We start from the raw sequence: 16,712 nt of genomic DNA on the forward strand, positions 1-16,712 counted from the left end.
ATGTAATTTTGCAACCTGAGCCTGGATGCAACGACCTGGCGTGTACGGTCCGTTACCGTGCAGACTGGCACGGAGGTGAAGGGGGGCAGCATGCCCGCAGGTGGAAAGCCCACGGTGCGCAGCCGGCGCCTTGGCGCCACGCTCAGGCAGTACCGGCTCGCAGCTCGACTCGACCAGGAGCACGCCGCCGAGGTGCTGGGGTGCTCCAAGGCGAAGATCAGCCGAGTTGAGACGGGCATCAGCGCGGCCCGCGTGGGAGACGTGCGCGTCCTGCTCGACCTGTACGAGGTTGAAGACCGCAACGTCTATCTGAAGCTTGAGCAACTCGCGCGGGACTCCAACAAACGAGGTTGGTGGCTCAAGTACCCCCAGGCGTCGGACAAGGAGTGGTACGCCGACTTCGTCTCCATGGAAGCGGACGCCACCTACATCCGCACGTACCACCCGGTGTTCATCCCCGGCTTGCTACAGACGGGCGACTACGTCAGGACCCTCGTAAGTTCAGGTCCGACCACGAGTACCCCCGAGGCCATCGACGAAATGGTGACGGTTCGGCAAACTCGTCGACAGCTCATCGAGGAGGGCGGCACGCAATACGCCGCCGTCATCTGGGAACCCGCGCTCACCGCCCCCATGCCGTCCGCGAAGATTCACAGTGAACAATTGCTCCACATTCTCAACGTCGCACAGCGGCAGAATGTAAGCATTCAGGTGCTGCCGTTCTCCGAGTGGCGGGCCGCACACCTGACATCCCACTTCGTGATGTTCAGCTTCGGGCCGGAACCGGCACCTGAAGCCGTCGCGTACGACACCACGACGAGCACGGTGGTCCTCGAAGATCTGAACGAGATGGCCTACCACGCGCGGATCTTCGAATCCCTGAGATCTGCCGCACTACCCCCGAACCAAAGCCTGGCCTTCATCAGGAAAGCGATCGAGGAAGTCCAGGATGGAGAGAAGGAAGCGGAATGAAGAATCAGGACATTGTCACCGAATTCACAAAGTCCAGTGCCTCAACTGCGAATGGCGCAGACTGCGTAGAAGTCGCCCACACCGCCGACGGAGGCCGAGCGGTACGTGACAGCAAGGACCCTCAAGGCCCAATCCTCTTCTTCGCCCCGACGGAGTGGAATGCCTTCAGCACCGGCGTCAATGACGGAGAATTCGGCGGCTGAGGGCCGCGAAGCAGTGGGGTGGCCGACCACGAGGAAGTGGCCGGCCCCAAGACCGGAGACACGGATGAAAGGCATCTGCCAAAAATTTGGCGTATGCCACCGTGGGCACCTCGCCGCCCCCATGTGGTGGAGGCTCCCGGAGTTGCAAGAAGAGGGTCGGGCAGAAGACTGGCGTTGTCAAGTCATGGAGGTTACTGGGTGACCAGCCTGGCTGCGTGGGTGGGCGTGGACTCGAGAGGTCCCGCATCTTTGTACATTGCCACAGACAGCAGAATCTCCTGGGGCAATACTCATTCCTGGGACAGTGCAAGGAAAACTTTCGCCTGCCACGAGTCCCCAGACATTTTCGGCTACGTAGGATACGTATTCTTCCCTGCACTGTTCCTCCCCACCGTCATTGAAATACTCAGCCTGGAGGAGGCCAGGGAAAACAACAGCGTGACCACTCGCCAAGAATACCTGCGCAGCATTATCGAGCACGTCTGGTCCAGCTTCCCCCCAAAGGAACGGTACGATCTTTCAATCGTTCATGCGACACGAGTGGGCGAAGGCGTCCGCTGCGAATTCGGCTTCCAGATACTCAAACTTGATGCCAAATCCGGCACAGTAGAATCTGAACGAATTGAAATACCTACCAGCAGCTCACACTTGACTTTTCTCGGCAGCGGGGAAGGCCACCTGAAGAGCGCGTCGGCCAAGTGGGCTGAATCCGACTCCGGCGGCACCAGTCGAGCCCAATTCAGTTCCTTCTGCGACGCACTAAAGGAGAGAAAAGACAGGCGCAGCGGCGGAGCACCGCAACTGGTTGCCCTCCACAGAAAGAATCCTGGCATTACACTTGGGGTTTCCTGGGATGAAGGATTCTACATAAACGGAATGGCCATCCAAGAAGGGGTGTCGGTCCAAGGGATTTCTTGGATGAACCGACTCTTCGAGCGCGTTGGAGTAGAGCATAAGCGGCTCCCTGGTGCTCAAGTCCACGCTGACCGCAGATGAAGGTCTGAGGATCCGGCGGGCACGGGTCTCGGCCTCCTGGACCCGGTACGGGATCCCGCTGCGGTTCCACCTCGGGGGCCCCGGCGGATGCGAAGGCGACGATCTCCAGGTCCTGAGTCACCCCGGCAGCAAGCCACCCACCCGCCACACCCACGTCCCCTCCGCGCCCCGCCCCCGTCCCACGTGGCGGATAACACGAAGCCCCACGCATTACGGCCCCGTAAACTCACCGCCATGCAGCTGATCCAGTCGACCAAGCTAGCCAACGTCTGTTACGAGATCCGGGGCCCGGTTCTCGAAGAGGCGATGCGGCTGGAGGCGGCAGGGCATCGCATTCTCAAGCTGAACACCGGCAACCCGGCCGCCTTCGGCTTCGAGGCTCCGCCCGAGATCCTGGAGGACATCCTCCGCAACGTGTCGTCGGCCCACGGCTACGGCGACGCGAAGGGACTGCTGGCCGCGCGCCGGGCGGTCGTCATGCACAACCAGACCCTCGGCATCGAGACGGACGTCGAGCACGTCTTCGTCGGCAACGGCGTCTCCGAGCTGATCGTGATGGCGATGCAGGCCCTGCTCGACGACGGCGACGAGGTGCTCGTCCCGGCCCCCGACTACCCCCTGTGGACGGCGGCGGTCTCCCTCTCCGGCGGTACGGCGGTCCACTACCGCTGCGACGAGCAGGCCGACTGGATGCCGGACCTCGCGGACATCGAGCGCAAGGTCACCGACCGCACCAAGGCGATCGTCATCATCAACCCGAACAACCCGACGGGCGCGGTGTACGACGATGCGATGCTCCGGGGCTTGACCGACATCGCCCGGCGCCACAACCTCCTCGTCTGCTCGGACGAGATCTACGACAAGATCCTGTACGACGGCACCACGCACACCTCGACCGCGAAGATCGCCCCCGATCTCCTCACGCTCACCTTCAACGGCATGTCGAAGGCGTACCGCGTCGCCGGTTACCGGGTCGGCTGGATGTCGATCTCCGGCCCCCGCGCGCACGCCGACTCCTACATCGAGGGCCTGACGATCCTGGCGAACATGCGCCTGTGCGCGAACATGCCGGGCCAGCACGGTGTCGTCGCCGCGCTCAGCGGGCGCCAGACGATCAACGACCTGGTGCTGCCGGGCGGGCGGCTCAAGGAACAGATGGACGTCGCGTACGAGCTGCTCACCCAGATTCCGGGCGTGACGTGTGTACGACCCAAGGGCGCGCTCTATCTCTTCCCTCGCCTCGACCCGAACGTCTTCAAGATCAAGGACGACCGGCGGATGGTCCTGGACCTGCTCCGCCGCGAGAAGATCATGGTCGTGCACGGTACGGGCTTCAACTGGCCCGAGCAGGATCACTTCCGCGTCGTGACGCTGCCCACGGTCAGCGATCTGCGCGACGCGGTGACCCGTATCGGCACGTTCCTGGACGGCTACAGCCAGCCGTAGTAGTCGGGGGCTCACCCTCCGCGACCGGGGTCAACTTTAGACAGAATCTAAGCTAGGATGGTTTCCTGTCAGCGCACAGGAGGCCATCTCCCCATGTACGAACCGATCCGCACCCCGTCGGTCCACAGCACGCTGGCCGGCGCCGCCCCGGACTTTCCCCACCGGTCGCGCGAGGAAGAGCTGGACATTCAGCTGGCCGGTCACCTCGCCGCGCTCCTCACCGCGACCGATGAGCTGCGCGCCGTCGCGCCCTCCGCCGACCTGGACACGGCTGCGGAGCGGCTCACCGCCGAGGTGAGCAGGTTGCGGCGTGGGCGTACGCCCGCTCGCGCATCGGCGCCCCGCAGCGCCGCGCCCGAAGTCACCGCGCTGCACCGGCGGGCCCACGCCCTCGCCGGGCGAGCCCTGGTCGTCGCGGCCTCGCGGGCCGACACGGCCGCCGCGATCCTCGCCGCCGAACGTATGGACGCCCACGCGGAGGCCAGCGGGCCTCGCGCGCTCGCGTCCCGCTAGCCCCCTCCGGGGCTCCCCCTACGGCCCCGGTCCGCGCGCTCCCAGCGACGTGCGGACCGGGTGCCACGCACTGCGTTGGCTTGAGCGGGGGTTCTTGTTGCGCCGGGTTGTGAAGTGCCGTTAGTTGCGGTGCGGTGCGGTGCGCCGTGGGGGCTTCTGTTGTGTGCGGCTGCGGGTTGTCTGTGGCTGGTCGCGCAGTTCCCCGCGCCCCTTAGGGGCTACCGCCCCTCAGGGGGGTGCAGTCCCTCAGGGGGGTGCAGTCCCCCGCGTTGGCTGGAATCCGTTGCGTTCCGGGACCGGTGCTTCACTCGCCGTTCATCCTTTTAATCAGGGAACGTTGGATTCCGGGAGCACGCTCCCGGCGTGAGACGAATCGCAGGGATTGTCCTCGCGGTCCTGCTGATCGGCGGCGTGGTGGCAGCTGTCGTGGCGGGCCGGGACAACGGGGACCAAGGCACGGCAACGAAGACCGTGCACGGAGTTATCGGGTCGGAGAAGGCCGAGTTCTTCGCCGATCCCGACGTGGTGAAGGCCCTTGCCGCCAAGGGCTACACCGTGCGGACGGAGACCTCCGGGTCGTGGGCCATGGAGGGTCTCGACCTCAAGGACTACGACTTCGCGTTCCCGTCAAGCCAGGCCCCCGCCGACGAACTGGCCGCCAAGTACAAGGCACGCCAGCCCCTCCCGAGGCCCTTCTACTCGCCGCTCGTCGTCGTGGCCCACCGCAACGCCGCCGAGGTGCTGGCCGCCAACGGACTCGCCACGCTCGACCAGGGGCAGCATCGCGGCACCCTCAAGATGGCCGCCTACGTCAAGGCAGCGGGCGACGACCGCACCTGGCAGCAGCTCAAGGGGGCTGAGAAATACGGGGAGTTGACCGGCACCCTCTACATCGCCTCCACCGACCCGGAGAGTTCCAGCTCCGGTGCCCTCTACCTCGCCGCGACCAGCTACGTGGCGAACGGCGGCCGGGTCGTGTCGAGCAGCGCCGACGTGAACCGCACCGCACCCCTCATGCACAAGCTGATCAGCGTCCAGGGCGCCCAACAGCCCAGCTCCGACGCGGCGTTCCGGGACTTCGTGAGCGGCGCCGGCAATCCGCTGGTGCTGGTGTACGAGTCACAGGTCGCCTCCCTGCTCGGCGACAACAGCGGTCAGCAGAGCGCCGGTGACCTCACCGTCCTCTACCCCGACACCACGGCCAACAGCGACCACAGCGTCGTACCGCTGACCGAGGAGGGCCGTGCGCTCGGTGAACTCCTCAGCGACGACCCGGTGTTGCGCAAGCTCGCCGTCCGGCACGGGTTCCGGCCGCAGGGCGACGCCGCCGAGTTCGTCGCGGCCACCGCGGCCGACGCCGCCTACCTCAACCAGAAGCTGACCGGCGTCCGGCAGGCGCCCGTGCCCACCTCCGCGGTGCTGCGCGAGATGGCGCGCCGGGCCCGGAGCCAGTCGTAACCAGGGGGAATCGCACGTGAACTACCAGAAGTCGAACCAGGATCCGAACCAGAATCCGGGCCAGAATCCGGTCTACGCTCCGAATCAGAACAGCAGTCAGAACACCAGCCTCAGCGGCGACGACGTCTTCACCCTCACCGCGCCCGAGCCCGTCGCGGCCGTGCCGCGCGAGAAGGCCGGCGGGCTCGTCCCCGTCGACGACAGTGTCCGTACGGACATGGCCCGCAAGGCCGCCGAGTACGTCGGACAGCTCGCCTCCCTCGACGCCCGCTCGCCCGAGTTCGCGGGCCGGGTGGGGGAGATCACCGGCCTGGGTGCTGGTGAGATGCGAACCGCCGCCGCGCAGTCCAATCGCATGCTGGAACGGGCCGTGCGCAGCCTGCCCGGCAAGGGCGGGGACGCCCAGTCGCTGGTCGCGGGCTCGCTCGTCGAACTCCGGCGCGTGGTCGAGGACTTGGACCCGCGTGACCTGCCCGCCGGCAAGGGGCGCAAGCTGCTGTCCAGGCTGCCCGGGGGCAACAAACTGCGCGACCACGTCGCCAAGTACGCCTCCTCGCAGGCGACCTTGAACAAGATCGTGGGCTCGCTGCGCGGCGGACAGGACGAGCTGCGCAGAGACAGCGCGGCCCTCCAGACCGAACGCGTCCGCCTCTGGGAGACCATGGGCAAGCTCCAGGAGTACGTCGTCCTGACCGAAGCCCTGGACTCCGCCGTCGAACAGCACATCGGCAGCCTGGAGTTGACCGATCCGACGGCCGCCGACCACCTCCGCGCCGACGTCCTCTTCCCGGTCCGGCAGAAGCACCAGGACCTGCTGACCCAGCTCGCGGTGTGCGCGCAGGGCTACCTGGCCATGGACGTCGTACGCCGCAACAACGACGAGCTGATCAAGGGGGTCGACCGCGCGGCCACCACGACCGTGTCCGCGCTGCGCATCTCCGTGATGCTGGCGTCCGCCCTCGACAACCAGAAGAAGGTCATCGAGCAGGTCAACGCGTTGCGCGGCACGACCGAGGACCTCATCCGGGGCAACGCCGAGATGCTCGCCACGCAGAGCGGCGAGATCCAGCGGATCGCCGCCGACCCGGCCGTGGGGGCGGAGACCCTCCGAACGGCCTTCCAGCAGATCTACCGCACCCTCGACACCATCGACACCTACAAGGTCCAGGCGACGGAGGCGATGGCGGCGACCGTGGAGTCGCTGACCTCCGAACTCCAGCACGCCAGCGCCTACTTGGACCGCAGCCGCGCGCAGAGCGCGCTCGACGGGGGCCAGATATGAGCATCAGACGCCGACTGGCCGCCGTCGCACTCGCCGCCACCGCCCTCCTGACGGCCTGCACGGCACAGCAGGAGCCCGAGGAGCTCTTCGACAACGGCTCCCCCGAACCCGGCACCCTCCGCGTCCTCGCCTCCAGCGAGCTGTCCGACATGACGCCCGTCCTCGACAAGGTCGAGAAGGACACCGGCATCAAGGTCCGGCCCACCTACATGGGCACCCTCGACGCCATCGACATGCTGGCGAACGGGAAGACGGACGGGCGGTACGACGCCCTGTGGCTGTCCTCCAACGACTATCTGCGGCTGCGTCCCGACGCGGCGAAGAAGGTCGTGTCCGAGACGCCGATCATGTCGAGCCCGGTCGCCATCGGCGTAAAGCCCGCCACCGTCAAGGAGTTGGGCTGGCAGCCGGAGCAAGTCACCTGGTCCCAGGTGGAGCAGGCGGTACGGGACGGCAAGCTGACGTACGGCATGACCGACCCGGCGCGCTCCAACTCCGGCTTCTCCACGCTGGTTTCGGTGGCCTCGGGGCTGTCCGGAGCGCAGTCCGCGCTCACCGACGCGGATGTGCAGAAGGCGTCGCCGCGCCTGAAGGAGTTCTTCAAGGGGCAGAAGCTGACGGGCAGTTCGTCGGGCTGGCTGGCCGCCGCATACGACCGGCGCGGCACCGTGGACGCCCTGCTCAACTACGAGTCCGTCCTCAAGGGCATCCCGGAGCTGACGGTGATCCGCCCGCGCGACGGAGTCGTCACCGCCGACTACCCGATCACCTCCCTCGCGTCGACCGACGCGGCGACCCGCGAGGACGTCCGCCGGCTGACGGAGGCCCTGCGCACCCCGGCGACCCAGCGCCAGATCACGAGCACGACCCACCGCCGTCCGGTCGTCGCCTCCGTACCGCCCGCGACCGGCCTCGACACCTCCCGCCGCCGCGAACTCCCCTTCCCCGGCAGCCGATCGGTGGCCGACGGTCTGCTCGACGCGTACGAGAACAAGCTGCGCCGTCCCTCGCGGACCGTGTACGTCCTCGACACCTCGGGCTCGATGGACGGCGACCGTCTGGCCGGGCTGAAGGAGGCGCTGAACGGGCTCGTCGGCGACTTCCGGCACCGCGAGGAGGTCACGCTGATGCCGTTCGGGTCGGACGTGAAGAGCGTGTCGACGCATGTCGTGAACCCCACCGATCCGCAGACCGGGCTCGACGCGATCCGCCGGGACAGCGACGCCCTCGAAGCGGAGGGCGACACCGCGATCTTCACCTCGCTGGAGAAGGCGTACGAGCAACTCAGCGCCGACCGCGACATGTTCACCTCGATCGTGCTGATGACGGACGGCGAGAACACGGCGGGCGCGAAGGCCGACGACTTCGACGACTTCTACCGCCAACTCTCCTCCAGGCAGCGGGAGATCCCCGTCTTCCCCATCCTCTTCGGCGACTCCGACCGCGCCGAGCTGACGCACATCGCCGAGCTGACCGGCGGCCGTCTCTTCGACGCCCAGAAGGGCTCGCTCGACGGCGCCTTCAAGGAGATCCGTGGCTACCAGTAGATTCGTGGGGTTTCTGGAGTCCCGGAAGAACATCGCCGGGAGTGTGTGCGGGCTGGTGGGGCTGGTCCTGACATTCACGGGTGTGGCGGGGCCCTACTGGCCGGTCGTCGTCGCGGGACTGTACGGCGCGGGCGCGCTGATCGCCCCGCCGGAGCATCAGCCGCTGCCGGACTTCCCGGACCCGTCGGCGCAGCTCACGGCCCAACTCGACGAGCTGCGCGGGGACTTCGAGCGGCTGGGCGCCTATCTGGGCCAGGTCGAGCTGCCGCCCGCGGCGGCCGGCCAGGTGACCGAACTGTCCGGGCTGGTCGGTGCGTTGCTGGAGCCCGGGTGGGTGACGGACGTACTGGCGCAGGACCCGGAGGGCGTGCACGCCCTGTCGCGGATCGTGCGGCAGGACCTGCCCGAGGCCGTCGACAGCTTCGTACGGACACGGTGGTGGACGCGTCTCGCGCCGGGTCAGGAGCCGCCGGAACGGCATCTGGAGCGGCAGCTCGGGCTGTTGCGGGACGAGGCCGAGGCGCTGGCGGCGGGCCTCAGGGAGATCGAGGCCCGCCGCCAGGAGTCGCACACCCGCTACCTGGAGGGCCGGGGGCCCCGCAGCGGCGGGCTGGGCGACTGACGTACGCGATCGGTCGTCAGGGGCAGCTGATGCGGGTGTCGCCCGGGTCGGTGGTGCAGGTGTCGAAGCCGGTGCCGCCGTTGGCGGTGTCGTTGCCGCCGACGCCGTCGCGGGTGTCGAGGCGGTCGTTGCCGATGTTGCCGGTCAGGGTGTCGTTGCCCGGGCCGCCGTTCAGGGTGTCGGCACCGGACGCGCCGTCGATGTTGTCGTTGCCGAAGTTGCCGTGGACGGTGTCGTTGCCGAACCCGGGGCGGATGATGTCGTTGCCGCCGAGACCGCAGATCACGTCGTTGCCGCCGGTCCCGTTGAGGGTCTCGGAGGCGCTGGTGCCGGTGATCGTGCAGCCCCGGGAGTTGTTCACGGCGGTGGTCGCCACGGCGGTGTTGTTGCCGGGGGCCGGGTCGCTCGGGGTCGAGGTGGCCGTGGCGGTGTTCGTGAGGGTGCCGGTGAGCCGGGGTTCGACGACGACGGTGACCGTGGCGGTCGTGCCCGGGGCGAGGGTGTTCAGGGAGCAGTTGGCGCTGGTGGCCGTGGTGGTGCAGCTGCCCTGGGTGGTCGTGGCCGACACGAGGGTCGCGCCGGTTCCGGAGACCGTGTCGGTCAGCGTGACGCCGGTGGCGGACGCGGTGGAGACGGCGGCGTTGGTGACCCGCACGGTGTAGGTGGCCCGGTCGCCCAGGGCGACGGTGGCCGGCCCGGAGTTGGTGTTGGTCACGGAGAGGTCCGCGCTGGGCGGTTCGACGGCGCCGCCTCCCTCGTAGCGGGCCAGCGCGAAGTCCACGTCAGGTCCGCCCCAACCCGCGGCGACGATCCTGCCGTCGGGCTGGAGCGCCACGCCTCGGGCCGCGTCGCTGCCGCCGAAGTCGGTGGTGACCAGGCCGCCGGTGCCGAAGCCGGGGTCGGGACTGCCGTTGGTGGTCAGCCGTACGGCCGCCAGGTCGCCGCCGGGTCCGTTGCCGCCGACCAGGACGATCCGTCCGTCGGGCTGCAGCGCCATGTCGCCGGCCCAGGCACCGGTGAGGAAGGCCCGGCCGTCGCCGCTGAAGGTGGGGTCGAGGCTGCCGTTGGTGTTGTAGCGGGCCAGCGTGTCGCCTCCGGCGGCGATGATGCGGCCGTCGGGCTGGAGCGCCAGCGACTCCACGGACTCGTAGTCGCCGAAGTCGGTGCGGACGATGCCGTCGCCGTCGAAGCCCGTGTCCACGCTGCCGTCGGTGTTGAAGCGCATCAGGGCGAAGTCGAAACGGGTCGAACCGACCTGGCCCCCGACGACGATCTTCCCGTCGGGCTGCAACGCCAGGGCACGGCCGTCACCGCCCTCCTGGAGGACCGGCCCCGCCGGATTAGCGGTCACCGTGCCGTCGCCGCCGAACGTGGTGTCCGGAGTGCCGTCGCTCGTGAGGCGGAGCACCGCCATGTGGCCGCCGGTGTAGCCGGCCGCGACGATCCTGCCGCTGGAGTCGATCTCCACGTCGCGGGCCTCGGTCGGGCCGGCGATGTCGGCGAAGACCCTGCCGTCGTCGCTGAAGGTGTTGTCCAGGGTGCCGTCGGCGTTGTAGCGGGCGACCACGAACCAGCAGCAGTCCTCGTACTCCCGCCAGCTCATGCCCACCACGACGATCTTGCCGTCGGCCTGCAGCGCCACGGCGTTGGCCTCGCTCCACTGGAGGCTCGGGCCCATGTTGTTGACGGCGGTCGTCACCGTGCCGGGCTCGTCGCCGTCGGCACCGCCGAAGCCGGTGTCCAGGGTGCCGTCGGCGTTGTGGCGGGTCAGCGCGAAGCGGCTCTCCAGCAGCGATTCGTCGGTGGAGGCGCCGACGGAGACGATCTTCCCGTCGGGCTGCACCGCCACATCGCGGGCCTGGTCGCCGTCGGCGAAGTCGGTGAGCACCTTGCCGTCGCTGCTGAAGGTGGGGTCGAGGTCGCCGGGGGCGGCGATCGCTGTGCCGGGCAGAACGAGGACGAGCGCCAGTCCGACGGTCGCCACGACGCCGGTCCGGGCCGCCCATGATCTGCGGCGCCCTTCCCGGGACCGGCGCCAGGCCGGTCGTACATGAGATGTGAGCATGTCGGCAGCTATGCGCCGAACACACGGCGTTCCACCCGCCCGAGGGCCGCATTGCGCTCTCTGGCCGCCGAAAAACCATCACCACGGGTGATCGACGATGCGAATGTACGACCAACGAGACCCGTGGGGATGGAGGTCACCGCGGCCGGCCGTGACGACGTCGCAGGTCAGGGCAAGTCCGACCGGCCGCGGAGTTCTGCGGGCTGTGGGCGTCAGCCCAGACGCTGCACCAGCGCCCGGTACTCGTCCCACAGTTCCTTCGGGGTGTGCTCGCCGAACGTGTTGAGGTGCTCGGGGACCAGGGCGGCCTCCTCGCGCCACACGTCCTTGTCGACCGTGAGCAGGAAGTCGAGGTCGGCCTCGGAGAGTTCGAGACCGTCCGTGTCGAGCGCGCCCTTGGCCGGCAGCACACCGATCGGCGTCTCGACGCCCTCGGCCCTGCCGTCCAGCCGGTCCACGATCCACTTCAGGACGCGGCTGTTCTCACCGAAGCCGGGCCAGACGAACTTGCCCTCGTCGTTCTTCCGGAACCAGTTGACGTAGTAGATCTTCGGCAGCTTGGACTGGTCCTTGTCCTTCGCCACGTCGATCCAGTGGGCCATGTAGTCGCCCATGTTGTAGCCACAGAACGGCAGCATGGCGAAGGGGTCCCGGCGCAGCTCGCCGACCTTGCCCTCGGCGGCGGCCGTCTTCTCGGAGGCCACGTTGGCGCCCAGGAAGACACCGTGGTTCCAGTCGAAGGACTCCGTGACGAGGGGTACGGCGGTGGCGCGCCGTCCGCCGAACAGGATCGCCGAGATCGGCACACCCTTGGGGTCCTCCCACTCGGGCGCGATGATCGGGCACTGGGCGGCGGGGGTGGTGAAGCGGGCGTTGGGGTGGGCGGCCGGGACTCCGGACTCCGGCGTCCACTCATTGCCCTTCCAGTCCGTCAGATGGGCCGGAGTCTCCTCCGTCATGCCCTCCCACCAGATGTCGCCGTCGTCGGTGAGGGCGACGTTGGTGAAGACGGAGTTGCCCCACAGGGTCTTCATCGCGTTGGCGTTGGTGTGCTCACCGGTGCCGGGCGCGACGCCGAAGAAACCGGCCTCGGGGTTGATGGCGTACAGCCGGCCGTCCTCGCCGAAGCGCATCCAGGCGATGTCGTCGCCGATCGTCTCGACGGTCCAGCCGCGAGTCGTGGGCTCCAGCATCGCGAGGTTCGTCTTGCCGCAGGCAGACGGGAAGGCGGCGGCGACGTACTTGGACTCGCCCTGCGGCGGGGTCAGCTTCAGGATGAGCATGTGCTCGGCGAGCCAGCCCTCGTCGCGTGCCATGACGGACGCGATGCGCAGGGCGTAGCACTTCTTGCCGAGCAGCGCGTTGCCGCCGTACCCGGAGCCGTACGACCAGATCTCGCGGGATTCCGGGAAGTGCGAGATGTACTTCGTGGAGTTGCACGGCCACGGCACGTCGGCCTCGCCCTCGGCCAGCGGCGCCCCGAGCGTGTGCACGGCACGCACGAAGAAACCGTCGGTACCGAGTTCGTCGAGGACCGGCTGCCCCATGCGCGTCATCGTGCGCATGGAGACGGCGACGTATGCCGAGTCGGTGATCTCGACGCCGATCGCGGAGAGGTCCGAGCCGAGCGGGCCCATGCAGAACGGGACGACGTACATCGTCCGGCCCTTCATGGAGCCGCGGAAGACGCCCTTGTCCCCCGCGAAGATGTCCCGCATCTCGGCGGGGTCCTTCCAGTGGTTCGTCGGACCCGCGTCCTCCTCCTTCTCGGAGCAGATGAAGGTGCGGTCCTCGACACGGGCGACATCGGTCGGGTCGGAGGCCGCGTAGTAGGAGTTGGGGCGCTTGATCGGGTCCAGTTTCGTGAAGGTGCCTTTTTGGACGAGCTCCTCGCACAGTCGCTCGTACTCGGCCTCGGATCCGTCACACCAGACCACGCTGTCCGGTTGCGTCAGTTCTGCGATCTCGTTCACCCACGAGACCAGTTGCTTGTGGTTGGTCGGGACGGTGCCGGAGAGGGACGGGTCAGAGAGAACGGGAGCCGCGATGTCGCGCGCCACGATTGCTCCTTGAATGAGGGTTTTTTGTTGACTGCCCCTTGGGGGCCGCGACCCGGATGCTTCACGGAATTGATCTCTGGCGCTCATCCGGTGCCGACCGCACTCATTTGATCATCCGACTGGAGCGCCCATCTGTCCAGAGGGCCCCACACCTGAGCGACGTGACCATTGCCACTCACCCTTTACTCCCTCTAGAGTTTCCTCCGGGTCACCACGCATTCACCTGCAGTGCCGGAATTCCCAAACCACGTGAGAGGATGGCCACTTCCAGCCCCTCCCCACGCCGCACTGACGCGTAACTTACGGTTACGTAGGTACGATGCCCGTCATGACTGCGTCCGTCCCCGACGCGCCTCTGGACTCACCGGCTGTCGGCCGTGGCCCCATGGCGCTCTCGCTGCCACATTCCGATGAGATCAAGCCCAAGCTGCGCGGCTGGCTGCATCTCGGCATGTTTCCGGCCGTACTCATCTCCGGGCTGGTACTCACCGCGCTCGCGGGTACGAGCAGGGCGCGCATCGCCTGCGGGATCTTCACCCTCACCGCCTGCCTGCTGTTCGGCGTGAGCGCGCTCTACCACCGCGGCACCTGGAGCCCGCGCATGGACGGCGTCCTGCGCAGGCTCGACCACGCGAACATCTTCCTGATCATCGCGGGCACCTACACGCCGCTCACGATGCTGCTGCTCCCGGAGAGCAAGGGCCAGTGGCTCCTGTGGGGCATCTGGGGGGCCGCCGGGGCAGGCATCGCCTTCCGCGTGTTCTGGGTCGGCGCCCCGCGCTGGCTCTACACCCCCTGCTACATCGCGATGGGCTGGGCGGCGGTCTTCTTCCTGCCGGACTTCATGCGGGCGGGCGGCATCGCCGTCCTGGTGCTGGTCATCGTCGGCGGGATCCTCTACAGCGCGGGCGGCGTGATCTACGGCATCAAGCGCCCCAACCCGTCACCGCGCTGGTTCGGCTTCCACGAGGTGTTCCACTCCCTGACCCTCGCGGCGTTCGTGACGCACTACGTGGGGATCTCGCTGGTGGCGTACCAGCACTAGTCCCCTCGTCTCCTCCTGCTGGCCGCGGCTTCCGAGCCGCGGCCATTTTTCATGCCCGGACAATGCAAGAAGTTTGACACTCGCCACCTTTTGAGAGCTACTCTCATTTCATGGCTACTGTCACCAACACAGACGCAGGTACGGCCGACACCCCACCCCTGGACCCCCGCCGCTGGTGGGCCCTGGGCGCCCTGGTCGCGAGCATGCTCGTCCTCGGCTTCGACATGACGATCCTGAACGTGGCGCTGCCGACGATGGCCGCGCAGCTCGGCGCGACCACGGGCGAGCAGCAGTGGATGGCGGACGCGTACATCGTCGTGTTCGCGGCCCTGATGCTCCCGGCGGGCCTGCTGGGCGACCGCTTCGGACGACGCCGGATGCTGATCGCCGGCCTCGGCGTCTTCCTGGCCGGTTCACTGTTAGGCGCACTGGCGGCCGACGTGAACTGGGTGGTCGCGGCCCGAGCACTGATGGGCGTAGGAGCGGCCCTGGTCATGCCGCTGGCCCTCTCGGTGCTCCCCTCCCTCTTCCCGCCCCACGAGCGCACCAAGGCGGTCGGCGTCATCTCGGCGGCCTCCGCGCTCGGTATGCCGCTGGGCCCGATCATCGGCGGCTGGCTCCTGAACCACTTCTGGTGGGGCTCGGTCTTCCTGATCAACGTCCCGATGGTCGCGATCGGCATCGCGGCCTGTGTGTTCCTGCTCCCGGAGACCAGCGACCCGGCCTCCCCCAAGGTGGACGTGGTGTCCACAGCCCTGACGGCGACGGGCCTGGGCGCGCTGATCTACGCGATCATCGAGGCCCCGACCCGGGGCTGGACGGACGCGTTGGTCCTGACCCTGTTCGCAGCGGCGGCCGTACTCCTCACCGCCCTGGTCCTCCGGGAACGCCGCGCCACCCGCCCCATGCTCGACATGACGCTGCTCTCCCAGCGGGGCTTCCTGCTGAACACGGTCGCGGCGACGCTGGTGATGTTCGTCCTGTCCGGGCTGATGTTCGTCCTGCCGCCGTATCTCCAGGCGGTCCTGGGCAGCGACGCGCTGGGCACGGGCGTACGGCTGCTGCCGCTGATGGGCGGCCTGATGGTGGCCGCGCGGACGGCACAGCCGCTGGGGGCCAGGTTCGGCTCACGGGCGACGGTCACCGCCGGCCTGGTGATCCTGGCCTTCTCGGCGATCCTGGGCAGCCGTACGACGGTCGACGCGAGCTACGGCTACACGGCCCTGTGGCTCACCATCGCCGGCTTCGGCTTCGGCTTCGCCGTGGTCCCGGCGATGGACGGCGCCCTGGCGGCCCTGCCCGCCGACCGCGCGGGCAGCGGCTCCGGGCTCCTGATGACGCTGCGGCAGGTGGGCGGCGCGATCGGCATCGCGCTGCTGGGCAGCCTGCTGGCGGGCACGTTCCGCGACCGCCTGGACGTCACGGGCCTGCCGGCGGGCGCGGCGGAGACGGCCGGGGATTCGGTGGTGGCGGCACACCTGATGGCGGAGAGGACAGGCTCGGCGCATCTGTTGGAGTCGGCGAACAGTGCGTACGTCCATGGCATGGGCGTGGTCCTGCTGGTGAGCGGAGTGGCGGCGCTGGCGGCGGCCCTGCTGGCAGGAGCGTTTCTCCCGAACACCCCGGACATGGCAGCCGACCGGCCCGATGGCCGACAATGACGCGTATGACGGCCGCACGTACCTCTTCCCTCACCGACCGCCCCCAGCTGGGCCTCCGTGAACGGAAGAAGATCAAGACCCGGATGGCGATCCGGTCCGCGACGTACGAACTGATCAAGGACCAGGGGTACGACGCCACGACGATCGAGCAGATCGCCGAGCGCGCCGAGGTGTCGCAGTCGACGGTCTTCCGCTACTTCCCCACCAAGGAGGACATCGTGCTCACCGACGAGTACGACGCCATGATGGAGGAGGAGCTGCGTACCCGTCCGGCCGACGAAACCTGGATCGACTCCGTGCGGTACGTCCTGACGAAGGCCATCGGCGCCGCCAGGGCCGAGGAGCCCGAGATCACCCGCCTGCGCAGCAGACTGATGCTGCAGGTACCGGCGGTCCGCTCCCGCATGATCGAGAGCATGTCCGTAACGGGCCGCCTCCTCTGCCGCGTCATCGCCGAACGCACCGGCCGCGACTCCACCGACCTGGAGGTCCGCGTCTACGCGATGTCCCTGATCGGCGGCCTGGCGGAGGTCAGCATCTACTGGGCGGAGAACAACTACGAGGACGACTTGGGCGAGTTGGCGAACCGGGCTCTGAACGTCCTGGAGCATGGCCTGCCGGGGGACTGACATTCTTCGCCCCCGCCGCCCCTACCCGTTCCCATCCTCGGGGGCTGCCGCCCCCGAACCCCCACCACGGCCCTGAACGGGCCTTGTCCTCAAACGCCGGACGGGCTGACAAACCAGCCCGTCCGGCGTTTGAGGACAAAGGGGGGTCTGGGGGCGCAGCCCCCAGGGATGGGACGGGTAGGGGCGGCGGGGGCGAAAAAAGCCCGCTACAGG

14 protein-coding genes are annotated in these 16,712 nt (G+C 68.2%); 12 read left to right on the forward strand and 2 right to left on the reverse strand.

The window, feature by feature from the left end; genetic code table 11:
- Positions 1 to 90 precede the first annotated feature (90 nt).
- The 9 genes from LUX31_RS14530 (at position 91) to LUX31_RS14570 (ending at position 9,039) form a co-directional block, all read left to right on the forward strand.
- A complete protein-coding gene (locus LUX31_RS14530) occupies positions 91 to 972 on the forward strand; it encodes a helix-turn-helix domain-containing protein (RefSeq protein ID WP_235475210.1) in 882 nt (293 codons plus the stop codon).
- Positions 969 to 1,175 (forward strand): DUF397 domain-containing protein, encoded by a 207-nt coding sequence (locus LUX31_RS14535; protein ID WP_235475211.1) that lies wholly within the window; start codon positions 969 to 971, stop codon positions 1,173 to 1,175. The genes LUX31_RS14530 and LUX31_RS14535 overlap by 4 nt, the downstream gene beginning before the upstream one ends.
- A 198-nt stretch (positions 1,176 to 1,373) precedes the next feature.
- On the forward strand, positions 1,374 to 2,171 hold the full coding sequence (locus LUX31_RS14540; RefSeq protein ID WP_235475212.1) for a hypothetical protein: 798 nt from the start codon (positions 1,374 to 1,376) through the stop codon (positions 2,169 to 2,171).
- 234 nt (positions 2,172 to 2,405) lie between these two features.
- Complete coding sequence (locus LUX31_RS14545; RefSeq protein ID WP_235475213.1) at positions 2,406 to 3,617, forward strand: pyridoxal phosphate-dependent aminotransferase; 1,212 nt, start codon at positions 2,406 to 2,408, stop codon at positions 3,615 to 3,617.
- A gap of 93 nt (positions 3,618 to 3,710) precedes the next feature.
- Complete coding sequence (locus LUX31_RS14550; RefSeq protein ID WP_235475214.1) at positions 3,711 to 4,130, forward strand: SCO4983 family protein; 420 nt, start codon at positions 3,711 to 3,713, stop codon at positions 4,128 to 4,130.
- A 363-nt stretch (positions 4,131 to 4,493) separates the two neighbouring features.
- The gene (locus tag LUX31_RS14555) at positions 4,494 to 5,588 is read left to right on the forward strand and encodes a substrate-binding domain-containing protein (protein WP_235475215.1); all 1,095 of its coding nucleotides are present in this window, start codon (positions 4,494 to 4,496) and stop codon (positions 5,586 to 5,588) included.
- A gap of 160 nt (positions 5,589 to 5,748) precedes the next feature.
- On the forward strand, positions 5,749 to 6,870 hold the full coding sequence (locus tag LUX31_RS14560; RefSeq protein ID WP_235479917.1) for a toxic anion resistance protein: 1,122 nt from the start codon (positions 5,749 to 5,751) through the stop codon (positions 6,868 to 6,870).
- Positions 6,867 to 8,417 carry a substrate-binding and vWA domain-containing protein gene (locus LUX31_RS14565; RefSeq protein WP_235475216.1) on the forward strand — a complete coding sequence of 517 codons (1,551 nt, stop codon included), beginning with the start codon at positions 6,867 to 6,869 and terminating at the stop codon, positions 8,415 to 8,417. The genes LUX31_RS14560 and LUX31_RS14565 overlap by 4 nt, the downstream gene beginning before the upstream one ends.
- Positions 8,404 to 9,039 (forward strand): hypothetical protein, encoded by a 636-nt coding sequence (locus tag LUX31_RS14570; protein ID WP_235475217.1) that lies wholly within the window; start codon positions 8,404 to 8,406, stop codon positions 9,037 to 9,039. Before LUX31_RS14565 ends, LUX31_RS14570 begins: the two co-directional genes overlap by 14 nt.
- Before the next feature lie 16 nt (positions 9,040 to 9,055).
- Here LUX31_RS14570 and LUX31_RS14575 read toward each other — a convergent pair whose 3' ends face one another.
- Both LUX31_RS14575 and LUX31_RS14580 read right to left on the reverse strand, forming a co-directional pair.
- Positions 9,056 to 11,104, reverse strand: coding sequence for a calcium-binding protein (locus LUX31_RS14575; RefSeq protein ID WP_235475218.1), 2,049 nt, complete (start codon positions 11,102 to 11,104; stop codon positions 9,056 to 9,058).
- Between the two features lie 212 nt (positions 11,105 to 11,316).
- Positions 11,317 to 13,164 (reverse strand): phosphoenolpyruvate carboxykinase (GTP), encoded by a 1,848-nt coding sequence (locus tag LUX31_RS14580; protein WP_235475219.1) that lies wholly within the window; start codon positions 13,162 to 13,164, stop codon positions 11,317 to 11,319.
- Positions 13,165 to 13,492: 328 nt separating this feature from the next.
- Here LUX31_RS14580 and trhA point away from each other — a divergent pair, with 328 nt between their 5' ends.
- The 3 genes from trhA (at position 13,493) to LUX31_RS14595 (ending at position 16,499) form a co-directional block, all read left to right on the forward strand.
- Positions 13,493 to 14,209 (forward strand): PAQR family membrane homeostasis protein TrhA, encoded by a 717-nt coding sequence (trhA, locus tag LUX31_RS14585; RefSeq protein ID WP_235475220.1) that lies wholly within the window; start codon positions 13,493 to 13,495, stop codon positions 14,207 to 14,209.
- Positions 14,210 to 14,319: 110 nt separating this feature from the next.
- Positions 14,320 to 15,870, forward strand: coding sequence for an MFS transporter (locus LUX31_RS14590; protein ID WP_235475221.1), 1,551 nt, complete (start codon positions 14,320 to 14,322; stop codon positions 15,868 to 15,870).
- 5 nt (positions 15,871 to 15,875) lie between these two features.
- Entirely contained in the window at positions 15,876 to 16,499 is a 624-nt protein-coding gene (locus tag LUX31_RS14595; protein ID WP_235475222.1) for a TetR/AcrR family transcriptional regulator, read from the forward strand.
- Positions 16,500 to 16,712: the final 213 nt, after the last annotated feature.

It is taken from the genome of Streptomyces sp. GQFP, from assembly GCF_021545335.1.
Taxonomy (GTDB): Bacteria; Actinomycetota; Actinomycetes; order Streptomycetales; family Streptomycetaceae; genus Streptomyces.

Excerpts from the sequence above, each read along its gene's own strand:
- LUX31_RS14530 (WP_235475210.1), top strand. The coding sequence starts at position 91 with ATGCCCGCAGGTGGAAAGCCCACGGTGCGCAGCCGGCGCCTTGGCGCC.
- LUX31_RS14535 (WP_235475211.1), top strand. The coding sequence starts at position 969 with ATGAAGAATCAGGACATTGTCACCGAATTCACAAAGTCCAGTGCCTCA.
- LUX31_RS14545 (WP_235475213.1), top strand. The coding sequence starts at position 2,406 with ATGCAGCTGATCCAGTCGACCAAGCTAGCCAACGTCTGTTACGAGATC.
- LUX31_RS14550 (WP_235475214.1), top strand. The coding sequence starts at position 3,711 with ATGTACGAACCGATCCGCACCCCGTCGGTCCACAGCACGCTGGCCGGC.
- LUX31_RS14565 (WP_235475216.1), top strand. The coding sequence starts at position 6,867 with ATGAGCATCAGACGCCGACTGGCCGCCGTCGCACTCGCCGCCACCGCC.
- LUX31_RS14575 (WP_235475218.1), bottom strand. The coding sequence starts at position 11,104 with ATGCTCACATCTCATGTACGACCGGCCTGGCGCCGGTCCCGGGAAGGG.
- trhA (WP_235475220.1), top strand. The coding sequence starts at position 13,493 with ATGACTGCGTCCGTCCCCGACGCGCCTCTGGACTCACCGGCTGTCGGC.
- LUX31_RS14590 (WP_235475221.1), top strand. The coding sequence starts at position 14,320 with ATGGCTACTGTCACCAACACAGACGCAGGTACGGCCGACACCCCACCC.
- LUX31_RS14595 (WP_235475222.1), top strand. The coding sequence starts at position 15,876 with ATGACGGCCGCACGTACCTCTTCCCTCACCGACCGCCCCCAGCTGGGC.